Annotated in this window: 2 protein-coding genes; both read left to right on the plus strand. The window is 76.4% G+C overall.

The window, feature by feature from the left end; translation table 11 throughout:
• The first annotated feature begins 80 nt into the window (after window positions 1-80).
• Window positions 81-1,433 carry a serine hydrolase domain-containing protein gene (locus ACZ7LY_RS16425; RefSeq protein ID WP_471625264.1) on the plus strand — a complete coding sequence of 451 codons (1,353 nt, stop codon included), beginning with the start codon at window positions 81-83 and terminating at the stop codon, window positions 1,431-1,433.
• A 337-nt stretch (window positions 1,434-1,770) separates the two neighbouring features.
• Window positions 1,771-20,367 (plus strand): non-ribosomal peptide synthetase, encoded by an 18,597-nt coding sequence (locus ACZ7LY_RS16430; protein ID WP_471625265.1) that lies wholly within the window; start codon window positions 1,771-1,773, stop codon window positions 20,365-20,367.
• Window positions 20,368-20,371: the final 4 nt, after the last annotated feature.

Below are 20,371 nucleotides of genomic sequence, written 5' to 3' on the forward strand. Positions count from 1 at the left end.
GCCCGACCGGCGGCCCAGGCACCCCACGGGCCCGCCGCTCCACCCGCACATGAGACCCATCCAACGGGAGTCCCCTTCTCATGCCGTACACCGTCCCCACCACCACGACCGCTCCCCGGACACCCTCCGCGGCACGCCGGGAACTCCAGGACCGCCTCGACACCCTCGCCCGCGCCCACCGCGTGCCCGGCGCCCAACTCGCCCTGGACACCGGCACCGACGTGCTGACCCTGCACACCGGCACGGCCGACACCGCGACCGGGACGCCGTTCACCGCCGACACGGCCGTGCCCCTCGGCTCGCTCACCAAGTCCTACACCGCCGCGCTCGTCATGCTCCTCGTCGACGACGGCGACCTCGACCTCGACGAACCCGCCTGCGCGCACCTGCCCGAACTGCGGCAGACGCCCGGGGTGACGGTGCGGCACCTGCTCACCCACACCGGCGGCCTGCCCACCGGACCCGACTCCGACACCGCGGCTGCCACCACCGTCGCCCGCTATCTGACCGGCGTGTGCACCGCACGCGACGCGCTGTTCGCCCCGGGCACGGACTTCTCCTACTCCAACGCCGGATACGTCGCCGCAGGCCGGCTCGTCGAGGAGGTGACCGGCATGCCCTGGCACGAGGCCGTCGCCGCCCTGCTCCTCGAACCGCTCGACACCCGGCCCGCGTTCATCGGCGAGCGCACCGCGACCCGGGCGACGGCCGCAGGACACGCCGTCAACACCGCCACCGGCCTGCCCCGCCCGGCCCGCCAGAACCTCGCCCCGCTCGAAGCCCCGGCCGGCGCGCTCTTGGCGTCCGCCCGCGACCTCGTCGCCCTCGGGAACGCCCTCGCCGGGCGCGCGGACGTGCTGCCGCCCGCCGCCGCCAAGGAGATGCGCCGCGGCGACAGCGCCGCCCGCCCCGCCGGACTCGCCGACGGCTGGAGCCCCGGACTCGCCCTGTACCGGCGTGACGGCCGCGTCTGGTACGGCCACGACGGCAACGCCCAGGGCACCTCCTGCCATCTGCGCGTCGAGCCCGAGAGCGGTGTCGTCGTCGCGTTCACCGGCAACTCCGGCGGCGCCACCGCCCTCTGGCGCGACCTCGCCGACGACCTCACCGCCCTCACCGGCGCCCGCGTACCCGCCACCGCCCGCCCGGCCCGCCACGGCCGCCCCGTCCCCGCGCCCGACCACGCCGGCACCTACCGCAACGGCACCACCCACTACCGCGTGACACTCGGCCCGGGCGGCGCGCTCACCCTGTCCATCGACGGCGACCTCGACCTGCCCCTGGTCTGCTACGCCGACCTGACCTGCGACCTCGTCGACCCGGACACCGGCCGCCTCGAACCGGGCGGCCGCTTCCACCGCGACCCGGCCACCGGCACCGTCGACCGGCTCCAGATATCCGGGCGCACCGCGCGCCGCACCGACGACGGCTGACCACGCCCGCCCGCCCGACAGCCGTCCGCCCGTCCCGTTCCGCAGGGCGCGTCCCGGGCTGCCCAGGGCGACCGCACCCGGCCGCGCCCGAGCCGGCCCCGCGTACGGCGAGGAAGGACGCGCGGTCGCATGCCCGGACCGGGGGCGCCGTACGGCACCGGGCGGCGACCGGTGCCCAACGCCCCGCCTCGCCGATCCCCGCCCCCGTTCACTCCGGCGCCCCGCACCCGTCTCCTCCGGCCCCCGCACCCCGTACCGCGTCACTCCGGCCCCGCACCCCGCCCCGGCTCCGCCCTGTCCGCTCCGCTCCGTGCCCGCCCCGCGAAGGACTTGACCCATGACGGACCTGCACGACAAGCCCGGCTCCGCGGCCCACGCGCCGCAGGACGACCGCAGTGCCGAAGCGCCCGACGGCGCCGTCCCCCCGGCGGCGCGGCCCTTCCTGACGCTCGGTGAGCTGTTCGCCGCCTGGGTCTGCCGCACCCCCGACGCGCCCGCCCTCACCGACGGCCGCCGCGTCTGGAGCTACCGGGAGCTGGCGGCGCGGGCCGACCGGATGGCGGGCCACCTGCGGGAGCTGGGCGCGGGACCGGACCGCGTGGTCGCCCTCGTCCTGCCGCGCTCCATGGAACTCATCGCGGCCGAACTCGCCGTGGCCCGCGCGGGCGCCGCGTTCCTCCCGGTGGACCCCGCCTACCCGGCCGAGCGACGCGCCCTCATGCTCGCCGACGCCGCGCCCGCCGTGGTCCTCGACGACCCCCGGCACACGGCCGAGCTGCTGGAGCGGGAACCCGACGTGCCGCGCGCGGACCAGGAACAGCCCGGCGCCGACCCCGACCACGCCGCCTACGTCATCTACACCTCCGGCTCCACGGGCCGCCCCAAGGGCGTCACCGTCACCCACCGCGGCATCGGCGGCTTCACCTCGGCCGCGGCCCCCCGGTACGCGGTGGGCCCCGGCGACCGCGTCCTGCAGTTCTCCTCGCCGAGCTTCGACGCCTCCGTACTGGAACTGTTCATCTCCGTCCTCGCCGGCGCCACCCTCGTCGTCCCGCCCGAAGGCCCCTGGCTCGGCGAGGAACTGGCCGCCGTCCTGGACCGGCACCGCGTCACGCACGCCCTGATACCGCCCGCCGCCCTCGCCACCCTCCCCGACCCGGCGGACGGCACCGCACACTCCCTGCGCACCCTGATCGTCGGCGCCGAGGCATGCCCGGCCGCCCTCGTCGACCGCTGGGCGGCAGGACGCCGGATGATCAACTCGTACGGGCCGACCGAGGCCACCATCGTCGCCACCTGGACCGGCCCCCTCACCCCCGGCTCGGGCACCCCCGCCATAGGCCGCGCGCTGCCGCACACCCGCGTCCACGTCCTCGACGACGCGCTGCGCCCCGTGCCGGACGGGACGGCGGGCGAGCTGTTCATCGGCGGCGACGCCGTCGCCCGCGGCTACCACGGCCGCCCCGGACTGACCGCCACCCGCTTCCTCGCCGACCCCTACGGGCCGCCCGGCAGCCGCATGTACCGCACCGGCGACCGGGTCCGCCGCGACGCCGACGGCGCACTGGAGTTCCTCGGGCGCCTCGACCGGCAGATCAAGATCCGCGGCTTCCGTGTCGAACCCGGCGAGATCGAGGCCGCGCTGCGCCGCGCCGAGGACGTGGAGGAGGCCGTCGTCGTCGTCCGCGAGGACGAACCGGGCCGCCGGCGCCTGGTCGGTTACGTCACCCCGGCCGCCCCCGGCCGCCGCCCCGAACCCGCGGCCCTGCGCGCGGCCGTGGCCGGCACCCTGCCCGCCCACATGGTGCCCGCCGCCGTCGTCGTCCTGGACCGGCTCCCGCTCACCCCCCAGAACAAGACCGACCTGCGCGCCCTGCCCGCCCCCGCCCGCACCGCCCCCGCCGGCCTCGTCGCCCCCCGCACCCCCGCCGAACGCGCCCTCGCCGCCCTGTGGGCCGAGGTGCTCGGCGTGGACGAGGTGGGCGTCACCGAGGACTTCCTCGACCTCGGCGGCGACTCGATCCTCGCGGCCCGCCTCATGGCCCGCGTCCGCGACGAACTCGGCGTCCACCTCACGGTCCGGGACCTCTTCACCGCCCGCACCGTCGCCGCCCTGGCCCCGCTGACCGAGACCGGCCCCGCCGCACCCCGCGAACCGATGCGCCCCGCCCCGCGCGACGGCGCGCTGCCGCTGTCCAGCGCGCAGCGCCGGCTGTGGTTCCTCGACGACCTGACCGCGGGCGGCAGCGAGTACAACACCGGCCTGACCCTGCGGCTGCGCGGCCCGCTCGACGAGGACGCCCTGCGCCGCGCCCTGCACCGGCTCGCCGCCCGGCACGACTCCCTGCGCACCACCTTCGCCACCGTGGACGGCCGGGCCGTCCAGCGCGTCGCGCCCGCGCCCGACCTGCCCGTACGCACCGCCGACCTGAGCGCCGTACCCGCGCGGGAGCGCGCCCAGGCCGCCGAGCGGACGCTCACCGAGGAGCTGAGCCGCCCCTACGACCTCGCCGCCGGGCCGCTCACCCGCGCCCTGCTGGTGCGCCTGGCCGACGACGACCACCTGCTGCTCCTCGCCCAGCACCACATCGTCACCGACGGCTGGTCCGTGGGCGTCCTCACCCGCGAACTGGCCGCCCTCCACCACGCCGAGGCCACCGGCGAGCCCGACCTCCTGCCCGAACCGGCGCTCCAGTACCCCGACTTCGCCGTATGGGAGCAGCGGCAGCGGGACACCGGCGGCACGCACACCGCCGACCTCGCCTACTGGAAGCGCCAGTTGGCGGACCTGCCCCACCTGGAGCTGCCGACCGACCGGGTCCGGCCGCCGGAGCGCACCACCGCGGGCGCCGCCCACCGCCACCGCATCCCCGGCGACCTGGTGGGCCGGCTGCGCCGCCTCGCGCAGGGCCGGGGCGCGACCCCGTTCACCCTGTACGCCGCGGCCGCCGCCCTGCTGTTCTCCCGCTACTCCGGCCAGCGCGACGTGGCGTTCGGCACCGTCACCAACGGCCGCGCCCACCGCGAACTGGAGGACGTGCCCGGCTTCTTCGCCAATACGGTGGTGCTGCGCGGGGACGTGGACGAGCGGCTGAGCGTCGACGCCTTCGTGGAACGCATGCGCTCCACCGTGCTCGACGCCTTCGCCCACGACGCCGTGCCCTTCGACCGCGTCGTCGAGGAACTGGCCCCGCCCCGCGACGCCAGCCGCACCCCGCTCGTGCAGGCCCTCGTCGTCCAGCAGACCGCGCCCGTGCTCCCGCCGCGCTCCGGCGGGGTGCGCTTCGAGGACCACCCGCTGCCCCGCCCGGCCGCCCGCTTCGACCTCGTCCTGGAGTTCGCGCCACAGGCCGGGGCGGACGCCGACTGCGTGCTCACCGTCGAGTACAACACCGACCTGTTCGACGCGGCGACCGTCGCCCGCCTCACCCGCCACCTGCACCGGCTCCTGGACGGCATGGCCGACGGGCCCGGCCGCCCCCTGGCCGAACTGCCCATGCTCTCCGCCGACGAGCAGCGCACCCTCGTGGACGCCTGGAACCCGCCCGCCCTGCCCTCCCGCGAGACCGGCGGCGCCACGCTTCCCCAACTGCTGCGCGCCCAGGCGGCCCTGACGCCCGACCGGACCGCCGTCGTCTGCGGCACGGACCGCCTCGACTACGCCGAACTCGACCGGCGCTCCGACCACCTGGCCCGGCTGTTCGCCGCCCGGGGCGCGGGCCCCGAGTCGCTGATCGCGCTGTGCCTGCCCCGCACCGCGGAACTGGTGACCGTCCTGTGGGCGGTCCTCAAGTGCGGCGCCGGATATCTGCCCGTGGACCCCGCCTACCCGGCCGACCGCGTCCGCTTCATGCTCGACGACGCCCGGCCCGCGCTCGTCGTCGCCACCCGCGCGACCGCGCACGCCCTGCCCGAGGAGCACGCCCCGCTCCTGCTGGAGGACTGCGCGGGGGAGGGCGAGGACACCGGCGCCGCCGTACCGGCCCGCCCCCTGCTGCCCGACCACCCCGCCTACGTCATCTACACCTCCGGCTCCACGGGCCGCCCCAAGGGCGTCGTCGTCACCCACCGCGGTGTCGGTGAACTGGCCGCGTGGGCGCGGGACACGTTCGGCGCGGACGGCCTCGGCCACGTCATCGCCTCCACCTCCCTCAACTTCGACGTCTCCGTCTTCGAGCTGCTGTGCCCGCTGACCGCCGGCGGCACCGTCGAGGTCGTCGCCGACCTGCCCGCCCTCGCCGACACCCCGGGCGGCCGGCGCGCCGGCCTGCTCAGCGGCGTGCCGTCCGTCGTGTCCCGGCTGGTCGCGGACGGCGCGCCCCCGGTTGTCGCGGACACCGTCGTCCTCGCGGGAGAGGCCCTGTCGGCCCAGACGGCCCACGAGGTGCGTGCCGCCATGCCCGGCTGCGCCCTCGCGAACATCTACGGCCCCACCGAGGCCACCGTGTACGCCACCGCCTGGTTCGGCGGCGCACACCTGCCCGGCCAGGCCCCGCCCATCGGCCGCGCCGTGGCCCGCACCCGCGCCTACGTCCTCGACCGCTCCCTGCGCCCGCAGCCGCCCGGCGTCACCGGCGAGCTGTACCTCGGCGGCCCCGGTCTCGCCCGCGGCTATCTCGGCCGTCCCGCACTGACCGCGACCAGGTTCGTCCCGGACCCGTTCGGTACGCCGGGGGAGCGCATGTACCGCACCGGCGACCTGGTGCGCAGGCGGCCCGACGGCGAGCTGGAGTACGTCGGCCGCACCGACCAGCAGGTCAAGGTGCGCGGCTTCCGCATCGAACTGGGCGAGGTCGAGGAGGCGTTGCGCGGCTGCACGGCGGTCGCCGAGGCCGCCGCCGTCGCCGCGGACGGCCACCGACGCCTGGTCGGCTACGTCGTGCCCGCGCCCGGGGAGCGGGTCGAGCCCGAGACCGTACGCGGCGAACTGGCCCGCACCCTGCCCGACTACATGGTCCCCTCGACCGTCGTCGTCCTCGCCGAGCTGCCGCTCAACCCCAACGGCAAGGTGGACCGGGCCCGGCTGCCCGACCCGGGGCCCGCCGTCCGCGCCGTACGGCTCGTCGCCCCGCGCACCCCCACCGAACGCGTCCTCGCCGCGATCCTCGCGGACGTACTGGAGCTGGAACGCGTCGGCGTCGACGACAACTTCTTCGAACTCGGCGGCGACTCCATCGTCAGCATCCAGGTCGTCGCCCGCGCCCGCGCCGAGGGCCTCGCGCTCACCTCCCGCGACGTCTACCGGCACCAGACCGTCGCCGCGCTCGCCCGCTGCGCCGACGCCGCCGCCCCCCTCCAGCCGGCCGCGCCCGAGCCGGAGAGCGCCACGGGTGAAGCCCCGCTCACGCCCATCCAGCACTGGCTGTTCGACGCGCTCGGCGAACGGGCCGGCCACTACGCCCAGGCGCTCACCGTCCTGCTGCCCGGCGACCTGGACGAAGCGGCGCTTGAGGACGCCCTCAACGACCTCGTCGCCCACCACGACGCCCTGCGCTCCCGCTTCACCCCGGGCCCGGACCTGGACCCCGGCGCCGACGGCAGCGGCGCGGACGCGATCCGCTGGCACATACCCGAGCGGGCCCCGCGCCTGACCCTCGCCCGCCACACCGGCCCCGACAGCGACACCCCGCACTTCGGCCCCTTCGACCTCGCCCGAGGCCCCCTGCTGCGCGCCGTGCTGCACGACCGCGGCCCCGGCCAGGAACCCGCCCTGCACCTGGCCGTCCACCACCTGGTGGTCGACGGCGTCTCCTGGCGGCTGCTCCTCGACGACCTCGAACGCGCCTACCTCGCCCGCCGCGCCGGACGCGACGGCGCCGCCGCGCTGCCCGCGCCGTCCTCGCCGCTGCGCCAGTGGGCCCGCAGGCTCGACGCCCACGCCACCGCGGGCGGCTTCGCCGACGAGACGCCCTACTGGGCCGAGGCCGTCGCCGGAGCCCGGGGCGAGCTGCCCGCCGACCTGACCGGCGCCGACACCTACGCCTCCGTAGGAGCCGTCACCGTACGGCTGAGCGCCGACGACACCGCGGCCCTGCTGCGGACCCTGCCCGAGACCTACCGCACCCAGGCCGACGACGTGCTGCTGAGCGCGCTGGGCCGGGCCCTGTGCGCGTGGAGCGGACACGAGCGCGTACTGGTCGACGTCGAGGGCCACGGCCGTCAGGAACTCTTCTCCGACCTGGACATCGGCCGCACCCTCGGCTGGTTCACCACTCGCCACCCCGTCGCCCTCGCCGTCCCCGAGGACGCCGGCTGGGACGCCGTGCTCAAGCAGGTCAAGGAACAGGTGCGGGCCGTCCCCCGGCACGGCCTCGGCCACGACGTGCTGCGCCGCCTCGCGGGACCCGGCGCGCCGGACGCCCCCGCAGCGCAGGTCAGCTTCAATTACCTGGGCCGGATGAGCGTCGCGGGAGGCGCCGACGGCCTGTACCGGTCGGTGCTGCGGCCCCTGGAGCTGGACGCCGCGCCCGACGCCCCGCGCCCGCACGCCCTGGAGGTCGTCGGCCGGCTGGACGGCGACGCGCTGGAGTTCACGTGGTTCCACTCCGTACGGCGTCACCGGCGGGAGACCGTCGAGGCCCTGGCCCGGCGCCACGCCGACGCCCTCACAGACCTCGCCCGGTACGCCGCACAGCCCGGCGCCGCCGGCCGCACCCCCTGTGACTTCCCGCTGGCCCGGCTCGATCAGGCCGCCGTGGACCGCGTGACCGGCGACGACCCGGCCGCCGTACAGGACGTCCTGCCCCTGACACCGACCCAGAGCGGCATGCTGTTCCACGGCGTCTCCCAGGGCGACCGCGGCGTCTACCTCCAGCAGCTCACCTTCGTCCTGGACGGCGTACCGGACCCGCACGCCCTCGCCGAGGCGTGGCAGTACGTGAGCGACCGCACCGACGTACTGCGGGCCCGCGCCGTCTGGCAGGACGTCCCCGAACCCGTCCTGGTCGTCCAGCGGCACGCCGCCGTGCCCCTCACCCACCTGGACTGGCGCGGCCTCACGCCCGACGAGCGCGACGACCGGCTGCGGGACCTGCTCGCCCGCGACCGAGAGGAGGGTGTCGACCTGACCCGCGCCCCGCTCCAGCGGCTGGCGCTCGCCCGTGTCTCGGACACCGCCGTACAGGTCGTCTGGACCTTCCACCACCTGGTGCTCGACGGCTGGAGCCTGTTCCAGGTGCTGTCCGACGTGTTCGCCCACCACGCGGGAGCCGCGCCCGACACCCTCCCGCAGCGGCCCCCCTACCGCGACTACCTCGCCTGGCGGGCCGCCCGCGACCCCGAGGACGCCGAACGGCACTGGCGGCGCCGCCTGTCCGGCCTCGACGAGACCACCGCCCTGCCCTTCGACCGCGAACCGCAGGAGAGCCACCGCACCGAGTCCACCCGCGAGGTCCGCGTCGCCCTGCCCGCCGACACCACCCGCGCCCTCGAACGCCTCGCCCGCACCCACGGCCTCACCCTCAACACCCTGGTCCAGGGCGCGTGGGCGGTGCTGCTTGCCCGTCAGGCGGGGCGCGACGACGTCGTCTTCGGCACCACCGTCTCCGGCCGGCCGCCCGAGCTGCCCGGCTCCGACGCCATGACCGGCCTGTTCATCACCACCCTGCCCACCCGCGTCACCGTCCCCGACCGGGGCACGCTCCTCGACTGGCTGCGCCTGCTCCAGAGCGACCAGAGCGAGGACCGCCGCCACGACCAACTGCCGCTCACCCGGCTGCGCGCCCTCACCGACCTGCCCGAACGCGCCGGCCTGTTCGACTCCATCGTCGTCTTCGAGAACTACCCCGTGGACGACGGGCTCGCCGCCGCCCACGGGCTGCGCCTGAGCGGCCTGGAGGGCGTCGAGACCACCAACTACCCGCTGAGCCTCGTCGCCTACCCGGGCGACGAACTCACCCTGCGTCTCGGCTACGACCCCCGTCTTTTCGACGCCGACACCGTGCGCCGCACCGCCGAGTACCTCTCCGTGCTGCTGTCCGGCATGCCCGCGTCGGCCGCGCTGCCGCCCGCCCGGCTGCCGCTGCTCACCCCCGAGCGCCGGACACAGGTGCTGCGCGAGTGGAACGACACCGCGACCGCTCTGCCCGAGACCACCGTCGCCGCCCTGTTCGCCGCGCAGGTCGCCCGCACCCCCGACGCCGTGGCCCTCCAGGCGGGCGACGAGCAGCTCACGTACCGCGCACTCGACGCACGCGCGGCGGCGACGGCGGACCGCCTCGCCCGCCTCGGGGTGCGCGCCGAGCGGGCGGTCGGGGTCCTGATGGACCGCTCCGCCGACCTGATCGTCGCCCAGCTCGCCCTGGTGCGCACCGGCGGCGTCTGCGTCCCGCTGGACGGCCGCGCGCCCGCCGACCGTATGCGCGCCATGCTCGCCGAGTCGGCGGCAGACCTGCTGCTCACCGACGCCGCATGGGAGCACACCGCGCGCGAGGCGCTGCCGGACGGCGAGATCGTACGGATCGACACACCGGCGCCGGACGGAGAGGCCGACGAGCCCGCCGACCTCCCCGTCCACCCCGACAACGTGCAGTACGTCATGTTCACCTCCGGGTCCACGGGCGTGCCCAAAGGCGTGGCGGTGCGGCAGCGGGACGTCGCGGCGCTCGCCCTGGACCGCGCCTTCGACGGCCACGACCGGGTCCTCGTGCACTCCCCGCACGCCTTCGACGCCGCCACCTACGAGGTGTGGGTGCCACTGCTGCGCGGCGGCACCGCCGTCCTCGCCCCGCCCGCCGACCTCGACGCCGGAGCCGTCCGCCACGCCGTGCGCGAGCAGGGCGTCCGCCATCTCTGGCTGACCGCAGGGCTGTTCCGCCTGATCGCCCAGGAGGACCCCGCCTGCCTGCGCGGCGCCCGCCAGGTGTGGACCGGCGGCGAGGCCGTGCCCGGCGCGGCCGTCCGCCGCGTCCTCGACGCGTGCCCCGGGCTGACCGTGGTGGACGGCTACGGACCCACCGAGACCACCACGTTCGCCACCCGCCGCCCCTACCGCGCGGGCGACCCGCTGCCCCCCGTCCTGCCCATCGGCCGCCCCCTCGACAACACCCGCGCCTACGTCCTCGACGCCGCCCTCCAGCCCCAGCCCCCGGGCGTCCCCGGCGAGCTGTACCTCGCGGGCGCCGGACTGGCCCGCGGCTACGCGCGGCGCCCCGGCGCGACCGCAGCCCGCTACCTGGCCGACCCCTACGGCCCGCCCGGTACGCGCATGTACCGCACCGGCGACATCGTGAGCTGGAGCGGCGACGGCGAACTGCGGTTCGTCGGCCGCGCCGACGACCAGATCAAGATCCGCGGCTTCCGCGTGGAACCCGCCGAGATCGAGGCCAGGATCACCGCGCACCCGGACATCGCCGAGGCCGTCGTCCGCCTCCACCACGACGACGGACGCAAGCGCCTGGCCGCGTACGTCGTCCCCGCCGCCGGTGCGACGCCGCCCACCGCCGCCGGGCTCCGCGCCCACGTCGCGGACGGCCTGCCCGACTACATGGTGCCCGCCGCGTTCGTCACCGTGCCCGAACTCCCGCTGACCGCCAACGGCAAGGTCGACCGGCGCAGGCTGCCCGCCCCCGACTGGTCGGCGGGCACCGACCGCGCCTACCGCGCCCCGCGCACCGAGGCGGAACGCCTGCTCGCCGGGATCTGGGCCGAACTCCTCGGCGTGGAGCGGGTCGGCGCCGACGACAACTTCTTCATGCTCGGCGGCGACTCCATCCTCAGCATCCAGGTCGTCTCCCGCGCCCGCGCGGCCGGCCTCGCGCTGAGCCCGCGCGAGGTGTTCCGCCACCCCACGGTCGCCGAACTCGCGGCCGTCACCGGCTCCGCGGGCCAGGTCGCCGGGACCGAACCCGTCAGCGGCGAGACCGGACTGACACCGATCCAGCACTGGTTCCTCGACCCGCGCCCCGCCCACGCCGCGTTCTTCAACCAGTCCGTCGTCGTCGAGGCGCCCGCGCCCGTCGACCCCGGCGCCCTGCGCCGCGCCCTGGCCGCGCTGTGGACGCACCACGACGCCCTGCGCGCCCGGTTCACCGACGACGCCGACGGCGTCCGGCGCCAGTACATCGCCCCCGCCGACGCCCCCGTACCCGACCTGCTCGACGTCTGCCCGCTCGACGCGCGGGACGCCGAGCGGGCCGAGGCGGACCTCACCGCCGCCGCGCACGCCGGGTTCCGCCTGGAGAGCGGACCGCTGCTCACCGCCCGCCTGTTCACCACCGAGGGCGGCGCCCGCCCGGACCGGCTGCTGCTCGCCGTCCACCATCTCGCCGTGGACGGCGTCTCCTGGCGCGTCATCCTGGAGGACCTGGAGACCGCGTACCGGCAGGCCGTGGCCGGGGAGCCCGTACGGCTGCCCGCCCGCACCACCTCCGTCAAGGAGTGGGCCGAGCGGCTGCGCGCCCGCGTCCCCGACTTCGCCGCCGACCTCGGCCACTGGGAGACCACCGCCCGGCACTGCGCCGCTCCGCTGCCCACGGACGGCGACGGCACCAACACCACGGCCGACGTGGGCGAGGTGACCATACGCCTGGACGCCGCGAACACCGCCGCGCTGCTGCGGGAGGTCCCCGGCGTCTACCGCACCCGCGTCGACGAGGTCCTGCTCACCGCGCTCGGCCGGGTGCTCGGCGACTGGACCGGCCACGACACCGTCGCCGTGGGCCTTGAGGGGCACGGCCGGGAGGACCATCTGTTCGAGGACGTCGACCTGTCCCGCACCGTCGGCTGGTTCACCTCGCTGTACCCCGTCGCCCTCACCGTCCCGGCCGGCGACTGGGGCACGGCCCTGAAGTCCGTCAAGGAACAGGTGCGGGCCGTGCCCGGACGCGGCCTCGGCCATGGCATCCTGCGCCACGTCGCCCGCCACCCCCGGCTCACCGGCACGCCCTCGCCCGCCGTCAGCTTCAACTACCTGGGCCGCTTCGACTGGACCGCCGACGGTGCCGCCCTGGTCGGCGCGGTCCCGGGCGGCCTCGGCGGCGCCGAGGCACCCGGCACCGAGCGCGCGCACCTGCTGGACGTGGTGGCCCGCGTCGAGGACGGCCGCCTGGAGATCGTCTGGTACCACAGCAGGGGCCGCCACCACACGGCCACGGTCGCCCGGCTCGCCGAGGCCATGCGGGGCGCGATCGAGGACATCGTGGCCCACTGCGCCCGCCCCGGAGCGGGCGGCCGCACCCCCGCGGACTTCCCGCTCGCCCGCATGGACCAGGCGACCGTCGACCGCGTCTGCGGTGACGGGCGCGGCGTCGCCGACGTGTACCCGCTCACGCCCATGCAGTCGGGCATGCTCTTCCACAGCCTCCTCGACCCCGGCGGACGCACCTACGTCAACCAGGTGCAGCTCGTCCTGCACGGTGTCCGCGACCCGCGCCTGCTCGCGGAGGCGTGGCAGCGCACCGCCGACGCCAACCCGGCCCTGCGCACCCGCCTCGTGTGGCAGGACACCGCCGAACCGCTCCAGGTCGTCCAGGACCACGCCACCGTGCCCGTCGCCCACCACGACTGGACGCGGCTCGGCGAGGACGAGCGCGCGCCCGCACTCGACCGGCTGCTCGCCGAGGACCGCGAGCGGGGCGTCGACCTCGCCGCCGCGCCGCTCATGCGGCTCGCCCTGATCCGGCTCGCGCCGGACCGGGTGCGGATCGTGTGGACCTTCCACCACGTCCTGCTCGACGGCTGGAGCGCCGCCCAGGTCTTCGACGAGGTGTGCGAACGCTACGCGGCCCTCGTCGCCGGACGCGCCCCCGACGTGCCCGACCGCAAGCCGTTCGGCGGCTATCTGCGCTGGCTGGCCGCGCAGGACGGCGACCGCGCCGAACGGTACTGGCGCGGCACCCTCGCCGGCTTCGCCGCCCCCACCGAACTGCCCCGCGACCGGCGGCCCGCGGGCGCCCACCGCGACTCCTCCTCGGGCACCGTCCGCGTCACCCTCGACGCCGGGACCTCGGCCCGGCTGCGGGAGAGCGCCCAGCAGGCCGGCCTCACCGTCAACACCGTCCTCCAGGGCGCCTGGGCGCTGCTCCTGTCCCGTTACGGGGGCGGCGACGACGTGGTGTTCGGTACGACCGTCTCCGGACGGCCCGCCGAACTGCCCGGCGTCACCTCGATGGTGGGCCTGTTCATCAACACCCTGCCGACCCGGGCCCGCGTCGACGGGCGCCGGCCGCTGCTGGAGTGGCTGCGCGAACTCCAGACGGCCCAGTCCGAGGCGCGCCGCCACGACTTCGTCTCCCTGGCCCAGGTACAGGCGTGGAGCGAAGTGCCCGGCGGCACCGGCCTGTTCGACTCCCTCGTGGTCTTCGAGAACTACCCCTTCGACGAGGACGCCCCGGCCCGGCACGGCCTGACCCTGGAACAGGAACGCGACCTCGAACCGACCAACTACGCGCTCAGCGTGGTCGTGGCCCCCGGCCGCACGCTCGCCGTCAACCTCGACTACGACCCCGCCGCGTTCGACGCCACCACCGTCGAAGGGCTCGGCGAGAGCCTGCGCACCCTGCTCACCGCGATGGCCGGCGACCTCGACGGCCGCCTCGCCGACCTGCCGCTCCTCGACGAGCGGCGCGGCCACGACCTGCTCACCCGGTACGCCGGAACACCCGCGCCGGCCCCGCACGGCACGCTGCCCGAGGCGTTCGCCCGCCAGGCCGCCCGCACCCCCGACGCCCTCGCCGTCCGTGCCGGCGACCGGCTCCTGACGTACCGCGCACTCGACGAACGCTCCAATCGGCTCGCCCGCCGCCTCATCGCCGCGGGCGCGGGTCCCGAGCGGTTCGTCGCCCTCAGCCTGCCGCGCACCGCCGACCTCGTCGTGGCGCTGCTGGCCGTCCTCAAGAGCGGCGCCGCCTACCTCCCGGTGGACCCGCAGTACCCGGCCGAACGCGTCGCCTTCCTCTTCGACGACGTACGCCCCGACGCGGTCATCACCACCACCGGCACGGACGACCGGCTGCCCGAAGGCCCGTACACGCGGATCACGCTGGACGAGAGCGACCTCGGCGCGGCGACCGCGTCCGACGTGCCGTCAGCCGCCCCCGTGGGCGACGGCGAACGGCGCGGCCCCCTGCTGCCCGCTCACCCCGCCTACGTCATCCACACCTCCGGCTCCACCGGGCGCCCCAAGGGCGTCGTCGTCGCCCACTCCTCGGTGCTCGCGCTGACCGACTGGGCCGCCGCCGAGTTCACCGGCCGGGGCCTGGAACACGTGGTGGCGTCCACCTCGCTCAACTTCGACGTGTCCGTCTTCGAGATCTTCGCGCCCCTGCTGTCCGGCGGCTGCGTGGAAGTCGTACGCGACCTGCTCGCCCTCGCCGAACGCCCCGGGCCCTGGCGCGCCGGACTGCTCAGCGCGGTGCCCTCCGCCCTGGACCGGCTGCTCGCCGAGGACGCCGTGCACATCACCGCCGACACCGTCGTCCTGGCGGGGGAGGGGCTGCCCGCCCGCACCGTGCGCCGCGTACGGGAGGCGGTCCCCGGCTGCCAGGTACGCAACATCTACGGCCCCACCGAGGCCACCGTCTACGCCACCGCCCACACCTGCGACCCCGCCGACCCCGACCGCGACCCGCCCATCGGACGGCCCCTCGGCGGCACCCGCGCCTACGTCCTGGACGACCGGCTGCGCCCGGTGCCCGTCGGCGCCCCAGGCGAGCTGTACCTCGCCGGCACGGGCGTGGCCCGCGGCTATCTGCGCCGCCCCGGACTGACCGCCGCCCGCCTGATCGCCGACCCGTACGGGCCGCCCGGCAGCCGCATGTACCGCACCGGCGACCGGGTACGCCGTGACGCGGACGGCGACCTCCTCTACCTCGGCCGGGGCGACGACCAGGTCAAGGTGCGCGGCTTCCGCATCGAACTCGGCGAGGTGGAAGCGGCTCTGGCCCGCCACCCCGCCGTCGCCCAGGCGGCGGCCCGCGTCGTCGAGCACGACGGGCACCGGCGCCTGATCGGCTACGCGGTGCCCCGCGACACGGGCCTGCCGGACCCCGGCGAGCTGCGCGCCTTCCTCGCCCGCGGCCTGCCCGACCACCTCGTCCCCGCCCTCGTCGTCCCGCTGGAGCGGCTGCCGCTCGGCGCCACCGGCAAGCTGGACCGGGGGGCGCTGCCCGACCCCCGGTGGGCCGACGCCACGACACCGGGCGCCCGGCGCGCGCCCCGCACCCCGGCGGAGCAGGCCCTCGCTGCCATCTGGGCCGACGTCCTCGGCGTGCCCGAAGTCGGCGCCGACGACAACTACTTCACCCTCGGCGGCGACTCCATCATCGGCATCCAGATCGTGTCCGCCGCCCGCCGCGCGGGCCTCGCCCTCACGCCCCGGCACCTGTTCACCCATCAGACGCTCGCCGAACTCGCCGCCGCCGCCGAACAGGTCCCCTCCGGCACGGCCGTCGCGGAGCAGGGCCCGGTGACCGGCGACGCCCCGCTCACCCCCGTCCAGCACTGGCTGCTCGACACCCTGCCCGGAGACCCCGCCCGCTTCACCCAGGCCGTCTCGTACGAACTGGCCCGCGACCCCGACGAGACGATGCTGCGCGGCGCCCTGGCCGCCCTGCTCGACCACCACGACGCGCTGCGGCTGCGGTTCGCGCCGGACGGCGACGGAGGATGGCGGCAGCACACCGAGGCGCCCGGCGCCGCCCCGCATCTGGAGGTCCACGACGGCGCCCCAGGACCGCAGGCCGCCGACGCGCTCGCCGCCCACTTCGACCTGGACGCGGGACCGCTGCTGCGGGCCGCGCTGTACCGGCCGGGAGACGGCGGGCGGCCGGTGCTGCTGCTGGCCGCGCACCACCTTGTCGTCGACGCCGTGTCCTGGCGCGTCCTGCTGGAGGACCTGGACACCGCCTACCACGCCCTCGCCGCAGGTGAGCGGCCTGACCTGGGCACCAAGAGCACGTCCTTCGTCGCCTGGGCCCGGCGCCTGGCCGCGCACACCACGTCCGGCGGCTTCGACACCGAACTCGCCCACTGGCGCGGCCTCGGCGCCGACACCTCCTTGCCCACCGACCGCACCGGCCGCAACACCGCCGCCGAGGAACGCAACCTCACCGCCGCCCTCGGCGAGGACGACACCCGCCGCCTGCTCCAGGACGTGCCGCAGGCGTACCGCACCCGGATCAACGACGTCCTGCTGTACGCACTCGGCCGCGTCCTGGCCCGCTGGACCGGCCGCGACCGGGTCGCCGTCACACTGGAGGGGCACGGCCGCGAGGAACTGTTCGCGGACGTCGACCTCGCCCGCACCGTCGGCTGGTTCACCACCCTGTACCCGGTCGCCCTCGACGTGCCGCGCGGCGCGGACACCGGCGCCGCCCTCAAGTCGGTCAAGGAGAACCTGCGGGCCGTCCCGCACGGCGGCCTCGGTCACGGCGCCCTGCGCTTCCTGCACCCCACAGCCGGCGCGGACCTGCCCGACCTGCCCCGGATCTGCTTCAACTACCTCGGCAGGCAGGACTCCGTACCGCTCTCGGGCGGCCTGCTGCACGGCCCGTACGGTGGGCTCACCGGCGGCATGGACCGTACGGCCGAGCGGCCCCACCTGATCGACGTGCTCGGCCAAGTCGTCGGCGGGCGCCTGGAGTTCGTCTGGTCGTACTCGGAGGAGCTGCACCACCGCGACACCGTCGCCCGTCTCGCCCGTGAGACGGCCGACGAACTGCGCGCCCTGATACGTCACTGCGCCACCCCCGGCGCGGGCGGCCGCACCCCCTCCGACTTCCCGCTCGCGCCGCTGGACCAGGCAGGCGTCGACCGGCTCGTCGGCACCGGCGCCGACGTCACCGACGTCTACCCGCTCACCCCCACCCAGGCCGGCATGGTCGTGCACGGCCTCGACGACGCCGAACACGGCCTGTACGTCGAGCAGATCACCTTCGTCGCCGACGGCGCCCGCGACCTCGCCACCCTGGCCGACGCCTGGCGGCACGTCGTGGAACGCACCCCCGTGCTGCGCACCTCCGTGGCCCTGCGCGACGTACCCGTGCCCCTCCAGATCGTCCACCGGCACGTCACCCTGCCGCTCACCCACCTCGACTGGAGCGACCTGCCCGAACAGCGGCGCACGGCGGAACTGGAGCGCCTGCTCGCCGACGAACGGGCCCGCGGCCTTGCCCTGGACCGGGCCCCGCTGCTGCGCGTCACCCTGATCCGGCTCGGCCCGGACGCGGTACGGGTCGTGTGGACGTTCCACCATGTCCTGCTGGACGGCTGGAGCGTCTTCCACGTCCTGGCCGACGTCATGGCCGCGCACGCCGCCCTCGCCCGGGGCGAACAGCCCCGGCTGCCCGAGCGCAGGCCGTTCGCCGACTACGCCGCCTGGCTGGCCGGCCGCGACACCGCCCGCGCCCGCGACCACTGGCACGGCGTCCTCGCCGACCTCGCCGCCCCCACGCCGCTGCCCTACGACCGCAGGCCCGCGCCCGGACACACCGCCCGCTCCGGCACCTGGCTCTCGCACCGCCTCGGCGCCGAGGACACGGACCGGCTCCAGGAGTTCGCCCGCCGGAGCCGGCTCACCCTCAACACCGTCGTGCAGGGCGCGTGGGCGCTGCTGCTCGCGCGGTGGAGCGGGGAGCGCGAGGTGTGCTTCGGCACCACCGTCTCCGGCCGGCCCGCCGACCTGCCCGGCGCCGACACCGTCACCGGCCTGTTCATCACCACGCTGCCCGCCCGGATCGCCGTCGACGGCTCCGCGCCCGCCGGGACCTGGCTGCGGACCGTGCAGGAGGAGCGGGCCGAGGACCGCCGCTTCGACCACATGCCGCTCGGTGAACTGCATGGCCTGACGCGGCTGCCGCACGGCACCGCCCTGTTCGACTCGCTGGTCGTCTTCGAGAACTACCCGGTCGGCGACGCCACCGCGGGCGCCCACGGCCTCACCGTACGGGACCTCGACGCGCGGGAGGCCACCAACTACCCGCTCACCGTCGTCGTCTCGCCCGGCGACCGGCTCGCCGTCGAACTCGGCTACGACGAGCGGTACTTCGACGCCGCCACCGCCGACTCGCTCGCCGCGCAACTGCTGCACACCCTGCGTGCCCTCGCCGACGCCGACGCCACCGCGCGCCTGGACGACCTCGACACCCTGCCGCCCGCCCTGCGCGCCCGGCTGCTGCGGCCCCCGGCCCGCCCCGCACTCGAACCTGCGGCCCCGGCGCGGCTGCCCGACCTCATCGAGGCCGCCGTCGACCGCACCCCGCATGCCATCGCGCTCACCGAGCCGGGACGGACGCTGACGTTCGCCGAGGCGGACGCCCGCGCCGACCGCCTCGCCCGCCGGATCGCCGCCCGCGGCGCCGGACCCGGCGACCTCGTCGCGCTGCTCCTGCCGCGCTCGGCGGACATGGTGCTCGCGCAACTCGCCGTCACCAAGGCGGGCGCAGCGTTCCTGCCCGTCGACCCCGGCTACCCGCAGGAGCGGATCGCGCTGATGCTGCGCGACGCGGCGCCCGCCCTCACCCTGGACGCCAAGGAGGTCGCCGACCTCCTCGCCGGACCCGCGAACGGAGCCCAGGACGCGGCGGGGGAGCAGCGGCTCACCGACGCCGACCGCACCCGCCCTCTCGACCTGGACGACCCCGCGTACGTCATCTACACCTCCGGCTCCACCGGCACGCCCAAGGGCGTCGTCGTCACCCATCGCGGGCTCGCCGCGTTCTCCGCCGCCGAGGCCGCCCACTACGGCGTGGCCGGCGGCGACCGCGTCCTCGCCTTCGCCACGCCCAGCTTCGACGCCTGCGTCCTGGAACTCTGCATGTCCCTGCCGCACGGCGCCCGCCTGGTCGTCCCCCGGCCGGGACCGCTGCTCGGCGCCGAACTGGCCGAGGTGCTGCGCGCCGAACGGATCACCCACACGCTGCTGCCGCCCGCCGCGCTCGCCACCGTGCCCGCCGGCGTCCCCGGCACCCTGCCGGACCTCAAGACGCTCATCGTCGGCGCCGACACCTGCGGCGCCGACCTCGTCGCCCGCTGGGCCCCGCACCACCGCATGGTCAACTCCTACGGCCCCACCGAGGCCACCGTCGTCGCCCTGTGGTCCGCGCCCCTGCGCCCCGACGGCACCGCCCCGCCCATCGGCCGCCGGCTGCCCGGCACCGGCGCCCACGTCCTGGACGCCCGCCTGCGTCCCGTACCGGACGGTGTGCCCGGCGAACTGTGGCTCAGCGGCCCCGCCCTGGCCCGCGGCTACCTCGGGCGGCCGGGACTGACCGCCGCGCGCTTCGTCGCCGACCCGTTCGGGCCGCCCGGCACCCGTATGTACCGTACCGGCGACCTCGTGCGCCGCGACGCCCGCGGCGAGGTCCACTACCTGGGCCGCACCGACCACCAACTGAAGCTGCGCGGCCATCGCATCGAGGCCGGCGAGGTCGAGGCCGCCCTCGTCGCCCACCCGGCCGTCCTGGACGCGGTGGTGAGCGTCCGCGAGGACGAACCGGGCCTGCCCCGCCTGGTCGCCCACCTGCTCACCGCGCCCGGACACGAGCCGCCGGCCCCGGCCGACCTGCGCGCCCTGGCCGCCCGCACCCTGCCCGGACCCATGGTCCCCTCGGCGTTCGTGACGCTGGACCGCTTCCCGCTCACCGAGAACGGCAAGACCGACCGGGCCGCGCTCCCCGCCCCGGCCCCCGCCGCCGAAGAGGCGCGGCCCGGGCACGTACCGCCGCGCACGCCGACCGAGGAAGTGCTGGCCGAGATCTGGGAGGAGGCGCTCGGCACGACCGTGGGCGCCGAGGACGACTACTTCCTGCTCGGCGGCGACTCCCTGCGCGCGCTGCTCATCACCTCCCGGGCCAACGACGCGTTCGGCACCGACCTGACCCCGCGCGACGTCCTGACCCGCGCCACCGTCGCCGCGCTCGCGGAACTGGTGGAGGACCAGGTGCTCAGCGAACTCGAAGACGCCGCGTACGGCGGCCCCGACCACGACGAACGGTGAGGAA

The organism is Streptomyces sp. NPDC107550 (genome assembly GCF_055639095.1).